The 17984-nt window shown below is 45.2% G+C and carries 18 protein-coding genes, 4 tRNA genes and 1 pseudogene; 10 read left to right on the top strand and 13 right to left on the bottom strand.

The annotated features are described in order from the left end of the window. The first annotated feature begins 49 nt into the window (after positions 1-49). The 5 genes from DWZ38_RS11080 (at position 50) to spoVT (ending at position 4202) form a co-directional block, all read left to right on the top strand. Positions 50-1462: an L-aspartate oxidase gene (locus DWZ38_RS11080; protein WP_021926061.1), complete on the top strand. Its 1413-nt coding sequence runs from the start codon at positions 50-52 to the stop codon at positions 1460-1462. Then, positions 1455-2312, top strand: a complete 858-nt coding sequence (gene nadC, locus DWZ38_RS11075) for a carboxylating nicotinate-nucleotide diphosphorylase (RefSeq protein ID WP_117852699.1) — start codon at positions 1455-1457, stop codon at positions 2310-2312. The genes DWZ38_RS11080 and nadC overlap by 8 nt, the downstream gene beginning before the upstream one ends. Before the next feature lie 32 nt (positions 2313-2344). Beyond that, a complete protein-coding gene (locus DWZ38_RS11070; RefSeq protein WP_117852697.1) occupies positions 2345-2893 on the top strand; it encodes a transcription repressor NadR in 549 nt (182 codons plus the stop codon). A 62-nt stretch (positions 2894-2955) separates the two neighbouring features. Continuing rightward, positions 2956-3537 carry a M15 family metallopeptidase gene (locus DWZ38_RS11065; protein ID WP_021926058.1) on the top strand — a complete coding sequence of 194 codons (582 nt, stop codon included), beginning with the start codon at positions 2956-2958 and terminating at the stop codon, positions 3535-3537. Positions 3538-3653: 116 nt separating this feature from the next. Next, complete coding sequence (spoVT, locus tag DWZ38_RS11060; protein WP_021926057.1) at positions 3654-4202, top strand: stage V sporulation protein T; 549 nt, start codon at positions 3654-3656, stop codon at positions 4200-4202. Between the two features lie 86 nt (positions 4203-4288). Here spoVT and DWZ38_RS11055 read toward each other — a convergent pair whose 3' ends face one another. Then, the gene (locus DWZ38_RS11055) at positions 4289-4651 is read right to left on the bottom strand and encodes a hypothetical protein (RefSeq protein ID WP_021926056.1); all 363 of its coding nucleotides are present in this window, start codon (positions 4649-4651) and stop codon (positions 4289-4291) included. Positions 4652-4926: 275 nt separating this feature from the next. On the opposite strand from DWZ38_RS11055, the gene DWZ38_RS11050 reads away from it, so the two are divergent. Next, complete coding sequence (locus DWZ38_RS11050) at positions 4927-5589, top strand: hemolysin III family protein (protein ID WP_021926055.1); 663 nt, start codon at positions 4927-4929, stop codon at positions 5587-5589. Positions 5590-5760: 171 nt separating this feature from the next. Here the strand turns inward: DWZ38_RS11050 and DWZ38_RS23505 are convergent. The 4 genes and pseudogenes from DWZ38_RS23505 to DWZ38_RS11035 all read right to left on the bottom strand — a co-directional run. After that, positions 5761-5846: pseudogene (locus DWZ38_RS23505) on the bottom strand (hypothetical protein); the annotation flags it as partial. Between the two features lies 1 nt (position 5847). After that, positions 5848-6090 (bottom strand): GIY-YIG nuclease family protein, encoded by a 243-nt coding sequence (locus DWZ38_RS11045; RefSeq protein ID WP_021926054.1) that lies wholly within the window; start codon positions 6088-6090, stop codon positions 5848-5850. A gap of 414 nt (positions 6091-6504) precedes the next feature. Then, positions 6505-7308, bottom strand: a complete 804-nt coding sequence (locus DWZ38_RS11040) for a M23 family metallopeptidase (protein WP_117852692.1) — start codon at positions 7306-7308, stop codon at positions 6505-6507. Between the two features lie 111 nt (positions 7309-7419). After that, positions 7420-8340, bottom strand: coding sequence for a SpoIID/LytB domain-containing protein (locus DWZ38_RS11035; RefSeq protein ID WP_117852690.1), 921 nt, complete (start codon positions 8338-8340; stop codon positions 7420-7422). Between the two features lie 159 nt (positions 8341-8499). Here DWZ38_RS11035 and DWZ38_RS11030 point away from each other — a divergent pair, with 159 nt between their 5' ends. Further along, positions 8500-9690, top strand: a complete 1191-nt coding sequence (locus DWZ38_RS11030) for a metallophosphoesterase (RefSeq protein WP_117852688.1) — start codon at positions 8500-8502, stop codon at positions 9688-9690. A 43-nt stretch (positions 9691-9733) separates the two neighbouring features. Here the strand turns inward: DWZ38_RS11030 and DWZ38_RS11025 are convergent, their stop codons facing one another. After that, the gene (locus DWZ38_RS11025) at positions 9734-10159 is read right to left on the bottom strand and encodes a hypothetical protein (protein WP_021926050.1); all 426 of its coding nucleotides are present in this window, start codon (positions 10157-10159) and stop codon (positions 9734-9736) included. Between the two features lie 265 nt (positions 10160-10424). On the opposite strand from DWZ38_RS11025, the gene DWZ38_RS11015 reads away from it, so the two are divergent. Beyond that, the gene (locus DWZ38_RS11015) at positions 10425-12389 is read left to right on the top strand and encodes a serine hydrolase (RefSeq protein WP_021926049.1); all 1965 of its coding nucleotides are present in this window, start codon (positions 10425-10427) and stop codon (positions 12387-12389) included. A gap of 86 nt (positions 12390-12475) precedes the next feature. On the opposite strand, the gene DWZ38_RS11010 is transcribed toward DWZ38_RS11015, so the two are convergent. Continuing rightward, a complete protein-coding gene (locus DWZ38_RS11010; protein WP_117852683.1) occupies positions 12476-14299 on the bottom strand; it encodes a M56 family metallopeptidase in 1824 nt (607 codons plus the stop codon). Further along, positions 14296-14691, bottom strand: a complete 396-nt coding sequence (locus DWZ38_RS11005; protein WP_021926047.1) for a BlaI/MecI/CopY family transcriptional regulator — start codon at positions 14689-14691, stop codon at positions 14296-14298. The genes DWZ38_RS11010 and DWZ38_RS11005 overlap by 4 nt, the downstream gene beginning before the upstream one ends. 260 nt (positions 14692-14951) lie before the next feature. Here DWZ38_RS11005 and DWZ38_RS11000 point away from each other — a divergent pair, with 260 nt between their 5' ends. Together DWZ38_RS11000 and yedF are read left to right on the top strand one after the other, a co-directional pair. Then, the gene (locus DWZ38_RS11000; RefSeq protein WP_117852680.1) at positions 14952-15188 is read left to right on the top strand and encodes a DUF3343 domain-containing protein; all 237 of its coding nucleotides are present in this window, start codon (positions 14952-14954) and stop codon (positions 15186-15188) included. Between the two features lie 37 nt (positions 15189-15225). Continuing rightward, positions 15226-15864 (top strand): sulfurtransferase-like selenium metabolism protein YedF, encoded by a 639-nt coding sequence (yedF, locus tag DWZ38_RS10995; RefSeq protein WP_117852678.1) that lies wholly within the window; start codon positions 15226-15228, stop codon positions 15862-15864. 208 nt (positions 15865-16072) lie between these two features. On the opposite strand, the gene DWZ38_RS10990 is transcribed toward yedF, so the two are convergent. From DWZ38_RS10990 to DWZ38_RS10970, 5 genes are all read right to left on the bottom strand, one after another. After that, positions 16073-17350, bottom strand: a complete 1278-nt coding sequence (locus tag DWZ38_RS10990) for a glycerophosphodiester phosphodiesterase family protein (RefSeq protein WP_117852676.1) — start codon at positions 17348-17350, stop codon at positions 16073-16075. 124 nt (positions 17351-17474) lie between these two features. Further along, positions 17475-17547, bottom strand: a tRNA-Lys gene (locus DWZ38_RS10985). 96 nt (positions 17548-17643) lie between these two features. Further along, a tRNA-Phe gene (locus DWZ38_RS10980) sits at positions 17644-17716 on the bottom strand. Positions 17717-17721: 5 nt separating this feature from the next. Beyond that, positions 17722-17795: transfer RNA gene (locus DWZ38_RS10975), tRNA-Met, on the bottom strand. Between the two features lie 25 nt (positions 17796-17820). Further along, a tRNA-Thr gene (locus DWZ38_RS10970) sits at positions 17821-17893 on the bottom strand. Between the last annotated feature and the right edge of the window lie 91 nt (positions 17894-17984).

Genomic DNA, 17984 nt, shown 5'->3' with positions numbered 1-17984 from the left:
CGTCTGCCGTCTGCCCCCAAATTCAAATTATCAAAAAAGGAACCCAACTATGAAAACAGATATTCTCATCGCAGGCTCCGGCTGCTCCGGCCTTTACTGTGCCCTCCAGCTTCCCCGCGATAAAAAAATTACCATTATCACCAAGTCCGATCTGACCAGCAACGACTCCTACCTTGCACAGGGCGGTATGTGTATGCTGAAAGAAGAATCCGATTACGACAGCTTTTTCGAAGACACCATGAAAGCCGGTCATTACGAAAATGACAAAAAATCAGTAGAAATCATGATCAAAACTTCCCCGGAAGTAGTCAAAGATCTGGTTTCCTACGGCGCACGTTTCGAACGTAATGAGGACGGCAGCCTTTCCTACACCAAAGAAGGCGCCCATTCCACCAACCGCATTATTTTCCATGAGGATGTCACCGGCAAAGAAATCACCAGTTCCCTGCTCCGGGAAGTTCAGAAGCTTTCCAATGTTGAGCTTCTGGAATACACCACCATGGTAGATATCCTGGAAAAAGACAACCACTGCTACGGTGCTGTGATCCGCCGCCCGGACGGTTCCCTTGATACCGTAACTGCTTCCTGTACAGTTATGGCAAGCGGTGGAGTAGGCGGACTTTACCGGCATTCCACCAATTTCCGCCACCTTACCGGCGATTCTCTTGCCATTGCCCGCAAGCATGGAATTGAACTGCAGAATCCAGATTATGTACAGATTCACCCAACCACCTTCTATACCAGACGCCCGGAAGACCGCAGCTTCCTGATTTCCGAGTCTGTCAGAGGCGAAGGTGCCAAATTATACGACAAAAATATGAACCGTTTCACCAACGAGCTTCTGCCCCGCGACCTTCTTTCTGAAAAAATCCACGAGCAGATGGCAAAGGATGGCACAGATTTTGTGTGGGAAGATCTGCGTACCATCCCGGAAGAAACTCTCCGTCACCATTTTCCAAACATTGTTGAACACTGCAAAGAAATGGGCTATGATGTTTTCAAAGAATGCATCCCTGTGGTTCCAGCACAGCACTACTTCATGGGCGGCGTAAAGGTTGACCACCAGAGCCGTTCCTCCATGGAAAATCTTTATGTAGTAGGCGAAGCCGCATGCAACGGCGTCCACGGCAAAAACCGACTGGCAAGCAATTCCCTGCTGGAAAGCCTTGTTTTCGCCAAACGGGCAGCACAGGATATGGCAAAAAATGTTTTTTCACAGACAGATGACGCGGCAGACTGCGGCACAGATAGCAGCATCACAGAGATGTCCAATACATATGCAGCAGCCAATACTGCAGATATTCACGATACACAAATTACTGCAGACTACTTAGCTTCCCATGTAGACCTTCACCAGTACGAAGACCAGCAGGCCCTTGCCGAAGCTTACCATCACCTTGCAACCGAAGCCATCACACTTGGCGCAAATACAGCCAACAGAAAGGAATTTTTATATGTTTGATCAGGTAACTCTTGGGTTAAATGTTGACCCATTTATTTTAAGCGCATTAAAAGAAGATATCACAAGCGAAGACGTATCCACCAACAGCGTTATGCCAACTCCTACCCCAGGCGTGGTAGACCTTATCTGCAAGCAGGACGGAATCATCTGCGGACTGCAGGTTTTTGAGCGTGTTTTTACACTTCTGGATCCATCCACAAAGGCTGAATTCTACGTAAAAGACGGCGACCATGTAGAAAACAAACAGCTGATTGGAAAAGTTTACGGAGACATCCGCGTGCTGCTCTGCGGCGAAAGAACCGCCCTTAACTATCTTCAGAGAATGAGCGGAATCGCCACTTACACAAGCCAGGTGGCAGCCCTTCTGGAAGGTACCGGAATCAAGCTTCTGGATACCAGAAAGACCTCACCGAACAACCGTATTTTCGAGAAATATTCCGTACGCATCGGCGGAGGAAATAATCACCGCTACAACCTTTCCGACGGCGTTCTTCTGAAAGACAACCACATCGGCGCAGCTGGCGGAGTGAAGCAGGCAATTTCCATGGCAAAGGCCTACGCACCTTTTGTCCGCAAAATCGAAGTGGAAGTGGAGAATCTTGATATGGTAAAAGAGGCTGTAGAGGCAGGCGCTGACATTATCATGCTGGATAATATGACCACCGGGCAGCTGAAGGAATCCATTGATTACATTGCCGGACGTGCCGAAATCGAAGTTTCCGGAAATGTTACAAAAGAAAACATTGCCAGACTTACCGGTTTGGGTGTAAATTATGTATCAAGCGGAGCACTTACCCATTCTGCTCCTATTATGGATTTATCTATGAAGAATCTTCACGCAGTGGAGTAACTTCGCATAACAAGCAGACAGGAGATGAAATTATGAAGGGTGAAGAAAGAAGAAAGCAGCTTTTAAATATCTTATCCTCCAGCACTGGTCCGGTTTCCGGCGGCACTTTGTCACAGGAGCTGCATGTAAGCCGCCAGATTATTGTACAGGACATTTCTCTCCTGCGTGCCAACGGTGCCACTATTTTTTCCACAAACAAGGGTTATCTGCTTCAGGAAGAGAAGAAATATTCCAGAGTTTTTAAGGTGTATCACACCGATGACCAGGTGGAAGAAGAACTGAGTGCCATTGTAGATGCAGGCGGACAGATCCGTGATGTGTTTGTCTATCACAAGGTCTACGGCGTCCTCAAAGCAGACATGGGAATTAAATCCCGCCGTGACATCCGTGCCTACATGGAAGAAATCAGCACCGGCAAGTCCAGCCTTCTGAAAAATGTAACCTCCGGCTACCACTACCACACCATAGACGCCGAAAGTGAAGAGATCCTGGACACCATCCAGGAAGAACTTCGTCAGCGCGGTTTCCTGGCCAAGCTGCAGGATTACGAACCCGTAGATTTCTGGGGCGGACAGGGCTAAAGAATATTTCCCCCTTTTCCTGCATACATATAAAAGGATGTTGCAGAAAGGGGGACTTTTTTATGCAGAATATTTATACTCGCCTGATCAACCGCAATCACCCGCTTCCACCCGACTATGTTCCCGAAAATCTTGTTGATATTGGAATTCCATTCGATACCCGTCCCGGGGATCCGAAACGTCTTCTGGAAAAAAAGACTGCTCACGCTGCCCTTTGCCTTATAAATGCAGCTTGCAAAGAAGGATTATGCCTTTATGGAATCTCCGGATATCGTTCTTATAAGCGCCAGCAGGAGCTTTACACAGGCAATCCCTATGTTGCCCAGCCTGGCACCAGTGAGCACCAGAGCGGACTGGCACTGGATGTTTCCTGTCCTGCCGTTGGCCTGGAACTGATTCCTGAATTTGCCCAAACTCCAGAAGGCAAATGGCTTACCCGCAACGCATCTCTTTTCGGATTTATTCTCCGCTATCCCCAGAACAAAGAAGACATTACCGGAATTCCATACGAGCCCTGGCATATCCGCTACGTCACACGGGAGCTTTCCGGATATCTGACCCTTACCGGAATGACGCTGGAAGAATATCTGGATTTTCCCGTTAAAACAAAATCCGCCAGCGGTTTCGAAAAATGGAAATTTTAATGTTTTGGAAACGCTAAAAAACATTAAATGTCAGGCATAATTCCCCCAATTTTTCACATACTATCCATACAGTACAAAATATGGAAGCAGATGAAATATACAGGAGGAACAGATAAATGAAAGCGACAGGAATTGTAAGAAGAATTGACGACCTGGGCAGGGTGGTCATACCCAAAGAAATCCGCCGGACTCTGCGAATCAAAGAAGGCACACCCCTTGAAATCTTTACCGACCGTGAAGGCGAAATCATCTTGAAAAAGTACTCCCCAATCGGAGAGCTGAGCATTTTCGCAAAAGAATACGCCGAATCCCTTTCCCAGTCCACCGGCATGCTTTCCTGCATTACCGACCACGACCAGGTAGTGGCTGCTGCCGGACCGGGAAGCAAAGAATTTATCGGAAAAATGATCAGCCACCAGTTAGAAGGCGTGATCAACGACAGGGAATCCAAATGCTTGAACACCAAAGACCGGGGCAAAATCCCCGTAGTGGACGAACAGCCTGACGTTTCCAGTTCCCAGGTCATCCACCCCATCATTGCCGCAGGCGACGCCATCGGCAGTGTCATCCTCATGGGAAAAGGCGACAAAGACATCATGGGTACCAACGTAAAACTCCTGGTCCAGACCGCCGCCGGATTCCTTGGACGGCAGATGGAGCAGTAACGCTTCACACACTTTTTCAGACAAAAAAACTGCTGCACCCTGGTATATTTTTTATATGCCAGTCGGTACAGCAGTTTTATTTTTTCTTATTTCGCCTGCTCTCTCATCTTCTGTCTCTGTTTGGTAATATCGAAATACTCTGGAGAAATAATCCCATGCTTCACCAGCGCGTCAAAAACCTCTTTCTGTTCTGGCGTCATGGCCATTCCTACTGTGGAATTGTAATCTGTAAGCACGCATCCGGTTCTCTCGATCATCCAGAATAGTGCGGAGTCATTCTCCGGTATCATTTTCCAGATTTCTTTCTCCGGATATGGCAAAAGCGCCATCATGGTCTGGAGATGTCCATTCTCTTCGATCAGCCTGTAATCTCCATCCGGCATAATGATTCCATCTGAAAAATTCTGGATTTGATCAGCTTTCTGTAAAAGCTCTTCTGTTACCTTCACAATTAGTTACCCCCTGCAAATTCTTCGCAGCATTCTCTTAAATATGCTGCTTTCTTGAAACTCATTATACCATGCTGCAAACTTAAGTGCTATCTATTTTTGTCTTCCAGACAATTTCTGGCTGCCCCCAAACCCCAAAAACTTTTATTATAAAACTTTTCTAAAACCCCTTGCATTTTCGAAAAAAAATGGTATAGTTATTGCATACTTGATGACATAGTTTTTAATACTACGTATATTAGTTTTCGTTTTCCATTTGTCTGGAGGTGTTGTTTATGAAATTCAAATTAAAAGATCCCGGAAGCGCGATTACCCACGGTATTGCCTTTCTTCTGGCTGCTGCCGGAGCTGCGCCGCTTTTGATTCGTTCCTCAGTGTGGAGCGACCACATTCATGTTCTGGCACTTAGCATTTTTATTCTTACCATGATGCTGCTTTACGCGGCCAGCACACTTTATCACTCCGTTGATTCTACAGACAAGGTGAACCGACGTCTGAAAAAGCTGGATCACATGATGATCTTCGTAATGATTGCAGGCAGTTACACACCAGTGTGCCTGATCGTACTTCACGGCAAGATTGGTTATGCACTCTGCGCTCTTGTTTGGGCAACTGCAATCCTTGGTATTGTATTCAAAGGATTTTGGGTCACATGTCCCAAATGGGTATCTTCCGTGCTGTACATTGGCATGGGCTGGCTGTGTGTTCTGGCCTTCGTTCCAATTATTCACGCACTTCCCAAGGCTGGGTTTGGATGGCTGCTTGCCGGCGGTATTATCTACACCATCGGCGGTGTGATCTACGCACTGAAGCTCCCCATTTTCAACGCCAGACACAAGAACTTTGGATCACATGAAATCTTCCATGTATTTATTATGCTGGGAAGTGCCTGCCACTTTATTGTGATGTATTGCTTTGTGGCAAATATGCCAGTGTAATGGCTTTTTCCTAAAACATATTTGAAAAAGGCTTTCTGCAATAATTTGTGAGACATTTTACCCGGATGAGGGACTCGTAGCTGGAGCCCGAATTCGGGTAAAATATACCGCAAATCAGGTATACAGGTCGAAATATTTTTTCCCATTCTGTCTACGGCAACTGAATTCGGACTAAATATACCGCAAAGTGGGGCGTGCAGATTGCGGGAATGATTTTTCAAACACGCTCTAGTCAGACGGCTGCTGCCCTCTGCCATCTCAAAATTCCATCAGCGCAAATTTCTTAGCCCGCGTCAGCTGCTTAATGGCATACTCCCGGCTCATCGCCTCCTCCTTCGTCGCGTATCCCTCATAATACACAAGGGTCACCGGCCGCTTCGTCTTCGTGTATTTCGCTCCGTTTTTCCCGCTGTTGTGCGCCTTCAGGCGCTTCTCCAGACAGTTTGTCCACCCGGTATAAAGGGTTCCGTCCGCGCACTGCACAATATAAGTATAATTCATTTTTATCCTTTCCAATTCCCGAATCTTTTATAGAGCATTACCACGTTTTTTCCAGTTGATAAGTATTTCCTGGCTTCTGGCAGCGTCAATTTCATTCTATGTAAAGGAGCACCGCCTTCGTCTTTCCCAACGGCCAGCACCCCTTATCTTTATAAAAAGCAATCGGTCCAAACTACAGTATTTCACCAACAAGCCCCATCATTTCCCTGCGGAGCCGGAAAAAAGCAGGTAGGACACAACACCGACTGCGAATTTTCCCACCTGCTTTATTATACGTTGTTTTTACTCTTTTGTGAATGCTGCCATCCTGTTATAAACACAATTTATAGCATACAAAGAGTTACTGCTCACACCGAGATCAGTAACCGCTTTGTTATTCATAAGCGGTTACTATCAAGAGCCTAAGCTCCCATCTTACGGCAGATATGCGATCGGATCAATGGGCTCTCCGTCCTTCTTCATTGCGAAATACAGGTTGCTGCCTTCCTCACTGTAATACTTGGTAGGCGCTGCAACATAGCCGATGATCTCTCCTTTTTCAACCGAGTCACCTTCTGCCACATCCAGATCTGTCAACTGTCCGTAAATTGCCTGATAGCCGTTTCCAAGCTCCATGGTCACGGTAGTTCCTGTCTCAGCGTCATTCTCAATGGAGTACACAGTGCCGTTCACGGCAGACACAACAGGTGCCCCTTCCACTGCCTGTACGGAAATCGCAGGACTTAATTTATACTGGTCAAGAGTTGGAAAATAAACGCTCTGATCCATGCTGTAGTCGATCATCACATGTCCGTTCACTGGCCATTCCATCAATGTATCCTCAGAAAAATTGATTTCCGGACTCTGATTCAGGGAAACCTGGGCATTCACGCTGGTACTTTCTCCGATGTCCGCAGAATTTTCAACACCTGTAAGATCAGCCGCATTATCCACCTCATTGGCAGCTTCCTTCACTACAGCTTCCTCATCCAAAATTCCTGTATCAGACATTTCGTCCATATCTGCCTCAACCAGGCTGGTTCCTGCCTCTGCCAAAGTTCCGGAATCCGCGGAACTTTCCCCATTCGCCGTATCGTTTTCCTGTGTACTTTCCAGGGGAAGCACCTCCTGAATATGTTCCTGTTTGTTTGACACCTGATAAGCTGTCACGCCCAAAACTGCCATCACTGCCAGAAGCGCGCCATTAAAAATAAATCTTGCTGTTCTGTTTTTCCTCATATTCTTTTCACCTCTACATACATTCTGTTCACAGCTGTTGTACCGTCTGTATTTATAGGGTGTCCAGAATAAACAGGCTTATTCATTTTATCTGCCAGATTTGTAAAAAATCTACACGGAATTTATATTTTGAAGCTCCATCTCCGGAAAATAAGCCTCCAGAATTTCCTCCCAGCTGCTGCCCTCCTTCGCCATCTCATTTCCCCCATACTGGGAAAAACCCAGCCCATGTCCTTTTCCCTTGCACAGAAACCGCACCGCATTTCCCACTTTTTGCATGGAAAAATCCGCCGAAGCCAGATGCATTCCCTCCCGGAAGCTCTCTCCTTCCAGCCAGCTTCCGTCTGCGGTCAAAGCAGTCACATAGCCTGCGCTGTCCCTTTTTTTGATCACAAGCCTGGCTGGAAGCTGACTTGCTGACACATATGTACTGTTTACATAATCCGGAGCATCCTTGTCCTGGCTGCTGTCCACAGATTTCAAATAGGAATATTCTTCATTATGAAAAACCTCCGCCCCATCCCTGGTCATTCCGCTGCTGATCTGGTGATACGGCACCAGCTTCAGTTCTCCCTGATAAGTAAGCACCTGCCCGGCAGTTGCATCTGCCGCGTTTTTATTTTCCTGCAGCGTATCAGCCTTTTTCATCATCTCCCAGATTTGGGACAAATGTCCTGGTGACAGAGTCCCATCCAGAATAAACGAATACTCTCCACCGCTATTTCTGTCCGTATTTTTCCCGGTAACTTCCCCGCTTACTTCTTCCATAATTTTCCCCGCCTGCTCCCCTGCTGCCAGCCGCCTGTACAAATTCGACCTGGCGATCACAGCCTGAGCCTTCACCGCTTCCTCCTCATAATCCCCTTTCAGCTGCACCATAAGCAGCAGTGGAACCATAACCTCCTCATCCAGAGAAGAAAGTAAAAGTGCTTTATCCGCACCGTTTAACAGAATCGTACACACATAAGGCATCAACAGAACAAGGGGAATGAAAAATCCCGAAGAACAAAACTTCCGAAACCACTTTCTCATGCCAGCCCCGTGCCGCCTTTTCCCCAGTATCGTCCAGGCGCAACTTGCGGCACACTCGTCCTTATCATTTTCTCCCTATTATATGCACAATTGCAAAAACTTATGAACCGTAGTATACTGAACCTGTTTTACAGAATTTTATAAATAATGGAGGTTTCTATGGGAGCAATACTTCTTGCACCTGTGTACATCCTGATCAACTTTTATGTGGTCCGCTGGATGATACGCTGGATGGGCGCATGTCACAGGCTTTTCCAGACTATGGCATTCCGCGTTTCCTTTGTGGGAATTTATATTATACTTGCCACTGCACTGCTCACCGGTTTTCTTGTGAAAAAACCGCTCAGCCTGCACCGCATTTTGAAGCATATTGGAAATTACTTTCTCGGTACTTTTATTTACATTCTTCTTGTAATCGCTGTTGTGGATTTCGGACGCCTGATACTGAAATACGTTTTCCACGCGCCCTTTATCGGACAGCGGAGCACCTTTGTGATCACCGGACTGATCTGCACGGTTCTGATCATTGCAGTCAGCATTTACGGAATTCTTCATGTCGCCAATGTGAAAACCACGCCTTATGAGGTTACTGTGGAAAAATCAGTGGACGGCATGGATTCCCTGAAAGTAGTTCTTCTTGCAGACACTCATTTCGGCTACAGCATGGGCACCGCCCAGGCAAAACGCATTGTGAAAAAAATCAATGCCGAAAATCCTGATGTCGTCTGTATTGCCGGAGATATTTTCGACAACGAATACGATGCAATTTCTGAACCGAATAAATTAAAGAAAATTTTAAAAGGGATCAAATCCAGATATGGGGTGTACGCCTGCTGGGGAAATCACGATCTCAACGAGCCGATTCTTGCAGGATTTACCTTTAATGGAACAGAAGACAGCTACAACGATCCAAGAATGGAAGAATTTCTTACAGATGCAGGCATTCACCTGCTGGATGACGAATCTGTACTGATTGACAACAAGTTTTACATAGTTGGGCGCCGGGACGCCTCCCGCTGTGAAAAAGTAGAAGGCTCCCGTCAGACTCCGGCCCAGCTTACCCAAGCGCTGGACCAGAGCAAACCAATTATATTTATCGATCATCAGCCGAAAGAGCTTTCAGAAACAGCTGCTGCCGGTGTGGATCTGGACCTTTGCGGTCACACTCATGACGGCCAGATTTTCCCCGGAAATCTCATTATCCATCTATTCTGGGAAAATTCCTGTGGCTACCTTCAGAAAGGAAGCATGCACAACATTGTCACTTCCGGGGCCGGAATCTGGGGACCAAGCATGAGAGTAGGAACCGACAGCGAGATCTGTCCTATCACCATTCATTTTACGAAATAACACCGTTTACAAAACATTTTTCAGGCAATCCTTATAGCTTTCCTCACAAAGGACTGCCTCTGCACACGGACTGCCGCATATACGGCAGTCCTTTTTTGAAATAAACATCTCTTATCCGGTTGCTGTTTTTATGAAAAACATCCCTTATTCGGTTGCTTCTTTTATAAAAAACATCCCGTATCCGATTGCTATTTTTTCCGCGCATTTCTGCGGCCGTCACTTTTCTTTTCTCCGCATCTGCCGCATGCATTTCTTCTGATGTCATTTTCTGCAATAATTTTCCTGAAATTGATTTCTCACGGACACTACAGGGGCCTTCACTGCATCCTGATCTTAACCAAGTCTGGGCGCCTGCAGCCTGTCCGCTCACAAGTACCTTTACGAACTGAAGTGCATTACCTTTTCCACAAAATACTCCTGTGACAAAGCCAACCATAACAGTCATCATCATATCAAAAAAATGCTTCATAAAGGTCCTCCTTTTTTTCATGCCTGTCCACAACCGCGATGGAACTGCGCACTTTCCATGATTGTGCAGGTATAGTTATTCTTATGCCTGTCCGCTTGCAGGATAGAACCTGATTTCTGAAAAATTTTTGCCAAATCACAGCCGCACTTTCCTTTTTTGCCTTATTGACACCGCAATTGTCCACTGCTACAATAAGCTCAATCAACTTTTGGTTATACTAATATAGCAGTTACCTAATATTCCCTTCACCAGAAAGGAGCAGCCTATGGCAAAAGAACAAATTGCAGTTGCAGAACTGATCACCAATATCATTCTTGGAAAAACCGATGGCGCAAGCAGAGTAGATTTTTTCCCGCAAAAGCCCAAGTTCCCATTTGACAAGCCCTATGAGCAGCCATTTCCCAGAGCAACACCGGAAAGCCAGGGCATTTCTTCCGATATGCTGGCGGATCTGCTCCGTGATCTGGTGGCTTCCCACTATACAGACATGCATCATTTCATGGTTCTTCGAAACGGGAAAGTCATCTGCGAAGCCAACTTCGCGCCTTATCGCAGCGGAATCTGGCATGTCACCCATTCCATGTGCAAAAGCATCACAGGAATGGCTATCGGACTTCTTGTAGAAGAGGGCAAGCTTTCCCTGGACGAAAATATTTATGATATTTTCCAGAAGAATTTGAATACCTTCACCAAAATTTTCCGTCCCACCGTCACCGTGGAGAATCTTCTCACCATGACCAGCGGCATCACCTTCAATGAATCCGGCATTGTGTCTGGCAACGACTGGCTCACCAGCTACATGAATTCTTCCATCACCGGAAACCCTGGAGAAAATTTCCTATACAACAGTCTGAACACCTATGTTCTTTCCGCAATTATCACAGAGCGCACTGGTCAGACACTTACAGAGTATCTGGAGCCGCGGCTTTTCGCTCCCCTTGGCATTACCCGTTATTTCTGGGAAACCTGTCCTAAGGGTATTACCAAGGGAGGATGGGGACTTTTCCTTTGTGCGGAAGACATGGCTAAACTTGGACAGCTTTATCTGCAGAAAGGCAAATGGAACGGCCAGCAGATCATTCCTGAATTCTGGGTGGAAGTTTCCACAGCCAAGCATAAGGAGAGCATCGAGGGCACTTACGGATACGGTTACCAGATATGGATGGAGGCCCGCCCCGGCAGCTTTGAATTTAACGGAATGTTGGGGCAGAACGTAATTGTTTATCCGGACATGAATATGGTAATCGTCACCAATGCAGGCAACAACGAGCTGTTTCAGAACTGCGTCATGCTGAATATTATCCGCAAGTATTTTCCACGGAAATTTCACCCTGCAGACGTTCTCCCTGAGAATCCATGCGCGCAGAGCCTGTTGAACCGCCTTACTGCCCAGTTAGAAAACGGCACCGCCACTGCCCAGACACTTTCATCCCTTCGAAAAGGCGGCTGGAAAAAGAATCCTGCCGGACTTCGCCGCAGCACCGGTGCCCGCCAGAATATCTGGAATTATGTGAAAGGAATTCCTTCACCTGATCCCCATCAGGCAGCCTTACAACTGAATGGGAAAATTTTTGAACTTTCTCCACAGAGCATTGGACTTTTTCCTCTGTTTATCCAGGTTTTCCACAATAATATGACGGAGGGTGTGCAAAAGCTTTCTTTCACCTGTGAAAAAGGGGAGTTCTCTGTAAACTTCCTGGAATCCGGAGAGTGGCATCCCCTCCCGGTTGGATTCGGGCAGGCAAAGGAATCCTGGCTTACGCTTCATGAAGAGAGTTATCTGGTTGGTACCTGCGGAGAATTTACCACTGACGAAAATGGCACCGCTGTCCTGAAGCTTGAGATTACTTTTCTGGAAGAATGCGTGCGCAGAAAAATCCATATTTTCTTCCTGCCAGAGGATGAACTTCAGATTCGCTGGTACGAAACTCCGGGAAAAGGCATGATTATGGAAGGACTTGAATCTATCACGGAAGAAATCTCCAAAAACTTCCTCTATGGCACCTTCAAAGGTGCCGGCGGCCTGGAACTGCTTCACCGCATTATGGAACAGACCATTGAACCGGTCTCACATGGATATCTGGTGACAGAAGAGGAAGATCCGGGGGATTCTGAAGAAGGAACACTTGAGAAAGAAAATGCTGAAGTACCTGGTGCCCAAAGCGCAGTTGCATCCGTTGCTGACGATGCTGAACCTGCGGGTTCTACAGCTAAAGATTTGCAGGAATGAAATTAAAAATCCCATCGAAATACCTTGAGTCAGATACTCAAATATTTCGGTGGGATTTCCACATTTCACATTATTTTATTTTTAACTTAATTCTCATACCACAAGGTTCCATCCGGCCCTGTAAACGTTCCGTCTCCATTATCCGAATACGCACCAGAAGCATTATTTTCCCATTCTCCGGCACTGTTCTGATAAAGAGTCTGATAGTTCAGCCCTTCCTCATCCACAACAACCAAAGACGCCTGCGCATTCTCAGAAGGTGTTTCCGGCGCATCTTCTGACCCCTGTTCACCAGTTGCAGCCTGGGTCCATTCTCCGCCGCCATTTTCATAATACAGTCTTCCGCTGCCATCATACCAGTTTCCATCTGTGGCACGATATACATAATTTGCCCAGGAACCATCCTTCGCCCAAACTGTGACCTGTTCATCCGTTAAGGTAATTCCTCTGGTTTCGGCACTGCCTGTCACGGAGTCATCACTTGAATCCGTACCTGAATTTCCAGATTCAGAAGTACTGTCTGATGTACTTCCATCGTTAGTATCTATGCCCTCTGAATAATCAGCTTTACTCGTACTCTCACTGTTCAAAGTCTCGCTGCCATCTGCATTTATATTCCCGGAAGCAGATTGATTTCTTCCTGCAACGGAATCCTTGTCTCTTCCTGCTCCGTAAGAGCTATCAGAACTGTTTTCTGCTATAAGGTTTACATATTCTCCTGCAGCTCCCCGATCTGGCTGAAATTCCACCAGGTCACCTACAGCCGCCTGAACCGCATCGAAGGAAACTCCTACAAATACCTGAGCTCCCACCAAAATAGCTCCCAGCAATACTGCCGGAAAAACATTTTCCTTCAGGCACCTTAAATTTTTCATATACAAAATACGGTCCTTAAAAACCTTCTTGCCATCACTGAATCCCACTGACATATAAGGAATGTGATTTTGGCTCGCCGCAATCTTTAGCAATAGCTCCCCATATTTCATCCGATTCTTCATGGTATAATGGGCTGCCATTTTTCCGTCACAAAGATTTTCAATATCTTTCTCCGCTTCCCGCTGCATCAGGTAAAGGGCCGGGTTAAACCAGTAGATGGTTGTAACGATGAGCATCAGCATTTTATACCACAGGTCATGTCTCATATAATGGGACAGCTCATGGGAAAAGATAAATTCCAGTTCTTCCAGCGTGAATGCCTTTTCCGGCACATAAAGTCCGGGATTGCGAATTCCTGCCAGCATCGGGGAGGTAAGCCCTTCCCATACAAGAAGCCTTGGCGGATTTTTGATATGTTTCTTACGGCAGAGCCTGAAATACAATTCCTGCATTTCCTCATTATCTGCGGGGTAACTCCAACGCTCCATCTTATGCAAGGAAAAATAATAGCGCATACCCCTGGTGAAGCCAAACAGAAGAATTCCGCACAGCCAGATGATTCCTGCCGCATTCAGAAGCTTTTCGAGCGGCAGCGTGCCGTAACTGAGAGTAATCGTAGAAATACCTTTAGAAGGTACTTGTCCACTCTTAGCACTTTCTTCAGCTGCATTATTTACAGCATTAGACTTCTCATCAACAACTGTACTGATCAGATTTCCCGAAAGTACTGCATCTGTTGTGGAGGTTTCCCCAGCTTCATTTTTATTCTCCGCCTGGTTGCTGGCATTTTGTTTTCCCCTCCAGGAACTGCTTGCACTGCTATTTGCTTCCTTCTGCCCGATCTGAATCCTAAGCAGACTTCCTCCTGAGAAATCCACGGGTATCAGCAGAAAAACCATAACAATCAGCCACATATAATATTTCCATTTCGATGAATATTTTCCCTTCGTAAAATGTCCGATCCACACAGTTGCGCAGATTATCAATGCTGCAATCACATTCATCTTCAAAATCAGAAACATAAATGATGTCATAAATCCTCTTCTTTATCCTCCAGCTCCTCTAAAAAGTCATGAAGTTCTTTAATGTCATCCTGATTCATTTTTTTGCCCTGGTACAAAGAAGCCACAAATTTCTTCAGAGAATTGCCGTACAGCTTCTCCAGCACACTTTTGCTTTCACTCTGCTGATATTCCTCCTGGGAAATCAGCGGCGTGTAAAGATTCATTTTTCCCTGTTTTGTCACTTTCACAAAATTCTTTTTCTCCAGTCTGGTAAGAAGTGAAAGTATGGTTGTTGGCGCTAAAGCTTTTTTCTCATTTACCACACGTTCAATCTCAATTCTGGTCATCGGCGGCTCATACTTCCACAAAACCAGCATAATATCCAGTTCCGAATCTGGAAGACGGTTAATTGTTTTTTTCATCCTACTCTATCCCTCCTTATTGACACATCAAACACGCATATTCCTATTTAAGTTCTCCTTGTACATCCTCTCTATCTATATTTCCCACAATAGATAGTATGGTAATTAGCTGCTGGTCCCACCATGCACAGTAACGCAGAATGCAGCCAGTGAATAATCACTTTAATTCTACACTTGTAGTAATACTTTGTCAACAAAACTTGCAAATTTGCAATTTTAATACTATACTGAATATAACACAAAACCTCAGGAGGTATAGAATGATATCCAGAGAAAAACGACTTATCATAACCTTTCGCTGCACCACAGATGCCATCGCTATGGAAAAAGCCTGCAAGGCAGCCCAGGCACCTGGGCGGTTAATTCCTGTTCCAAGGGCGATTTCCGCCAGCTGCGGACTTTCCTGGTGCGCAGATCTTAACAGCCGTCAATCTCTCGAAGAACTGCTTTCACAGCAGGATCTACAGCCTGAGGGAATTTATGAATGCATCATTTAACAGAATACTGACAAGTGCTTATAAGGAGGAACTTTATATGCAGAACAAAACTGTAGACGCAAGAGGCATGGCATGCCCTCTTCCCGTAGTAAATGCCAAGAAAGCATCTGAAGAAATGACTGAAGGCGGTGTTCTTACCGTTCTGGTGGATAATGAAATCGCCGTTCAGAACCTGACTAAATTTGCAGCAAGCAGAGGCTTCCAGTCTACCGCTGAGAAAAAAGGCGAAAAAGATTACGCTGTAACTTTCCAGATTCCAGAAAAAGGCGCACAGAATGCAGCTACAGCTTCTCAGCCCACAGCCGCATCTGAACCAACCTGTGCTCCAGATTCCAAGAAGCACGGCCTTGTAGCTGTTCTGTCCGCCAACACCATGGGAAACGGAGAGGAACAGCTTGGCAAAATTCTTATGAAATCTTTCATCTTTGCCCTTACCAAACAGGATCAGCTCCCGGAAACCATCCTTTGCTATAATTCCGGCGCTTACCTTACCTGCGAAGGTTCTGACTCTCTCGAAGATCTGAAGTCCCTGGAAGCAGAAGGCGTCAAAATCCTCACCTGCGGAACCTGCCTTGATTTCTACGGCCTAAAAGAGAAATTAGCCGTAGGCGGTGTTACAAACATGTATGAAATCGTAGAAATCATGGAAAACGCCGGAACTATTGTACGCCCATAATTCATTACTATAAAGCTTGTGCACAGCAATACCTTTTACGAGATTGCAAGCCACCAAAGATAGATCATCTTGTGCACCCCAAAATAGCGTTTGCTGCGCAAATAATATTACAAAAAAATCCAAGTTTTTAAGTATTTATATTACTACTTAAAAGCTTGGATTTTTTATACACCTCTTAGATATTTATCTATTAAAAAATCAATGTCCTTTATAAAGTCTTTGTGGCCCAGGAAATTTCTTCCGTTGTGATATAATCCGCCTTCCAGCCTACATACTGCCGCATGATCTGCTCACTGGTTATATCCCAGACTGCGATTTTAATTCCCTGTTTATGCAGATCATCTATTGTCTTTTGGTTCACATACGCACTGCTTACGCTAAGTTGAAAACCATAAACCCTAGCATCTCGAAGCGCAGACTCTGTAATTCCCTCCCTCATAATATACTGAATGCCTATTTTTGAATTAATCTGTCTCAATTTAATTAACGGCTTTTCCCGGAAAGAAATAACTATTGGCTGACGTTTGGAAGTTAGGAAAATCTTGTTCATTTGCTCTACTTCAGCATCTTTGCAAGTCCATTTCAGCTCAATGACCGGAGTTGCAAAATATTGATTGCAAACATTAATGTATTCCTGCAAAGTCGGTGTATAATTACCTGGATACAATTCTGCATTCATACCGCCAATAATGGGATAGGATTTCAACTCAGCATATGTAATCTTCTCAATTCTTTTATCAACACCGCACATGCGCATCAAATTACTGTCATGAGCTACTACATATACCCCATCAAGAGTTTTTCGTACATCACATTCCAGATATTTTGCACCTCGTGAACCAGCTAATTTAAAGGAGGGCAGCGTATTTTCAGGAGCTTCTCTTAGAAGCCCACGATGCATAATGAAATTTGTCTTCGTATATGTATAAGAAGTTCCCCGTGCTTTTACCTGAATAGTAACAGATGCTGTATACTTATATTTTCCATAAGATGTATAGGTAATTTTTGTTTTTCCTTTTTTCTTCGCATATACGGTACCATTCGAGGAAACACTGGCAATACTCGGTGCTGAAGATTTATAAACTGTTACAGAGCCTTTCTTTTTCGGAACAAGTGTAATGCCCTCACCCGTTTTCATAGAAACGCTACTGCCGTATGAATAAAATCCTGTTTTTACAGTCTTAGAATATACAAAAATTTTGCAGCGAATGTTCTTCTTACCCCTGCTGGCCGTAATATACGCACTCCCAGCCTTCTTGGCACGTATAATGCCCTTAGAAGAAACGGTAACAATTCCTTTATTAGAAGACTTCCATTTAAAAAGATCAGCCTTCACTTTCTTCTTTCCAGAATATACAGGAATTTCTTTTTTACTTCCAGTCTTTATTACTACCTTGGAGGCACTAAACGAATAAGTCTGTGCCTCTGCTGAAACAGGAAAGCAAAATAGAAAAACAATCATAATTCCCCATATTAACTTCTTCATAACATGCCCCCGTAATTTTTATTATTTTTTATAATTGTACAGGACAGTTTTCTATTATGCAAGTCATGTTTTCAAACAAAAAAAAGACCGAAAACCTATTTGAAGGTCTTCGGCATTTTTTTAGTGAAGCATCGGGGATTCGAACCCCGGACAACTTGATTAAAAGTCAAGTGCTCTACCAACTGAGCTAATGCTCCATATTATATTTTTTATTTTAAACGTCTGGCTGTTTAGAAGAAGCCTTTGACATTTAAAATGCTCAGGCTTTTTCTAAACAGCCATCGCATTCAAAATGCCCAGAGCCGGAATCGAACCAGCGACACGAGGATTTTCAGTCCTCTGCTCTACCAACTGAGCTATCTGGGCATAAGTAGCGGGAATAGGATTTGAACCTATGACCTTCGGGTTATGAGCCCGACGAGCTTCCAGACTGCTCCATCCCGCGATATTTTATTCTTTTTCAAAGAAAAAGCCGATGATCGGACTCGAACCGATAACCTGCTGATTACAAATCAGCTGCTCTGCCAATTGAGCCACATCGGCGCGTAACCATTGGCTACAACAGATGAAATTATTCATCAAGTGGATGGAGAAGGATTCGAACCTTCGAAGGCATCGCCAGCAGATTTACAGT

The sequence above is a fragment of the Ruminococcus sp. AF31-8BH genome, assembly GCF_003460605.1.
GTDB lineage: Bacteria > Bacillota > Clostridia > Lachnospirales > Lachnospiraceae > Blautia_A > Blautia_A acetigignens.
This window is presented reverse-complemented; position numbering and strand designations above follow the sequence as displayed.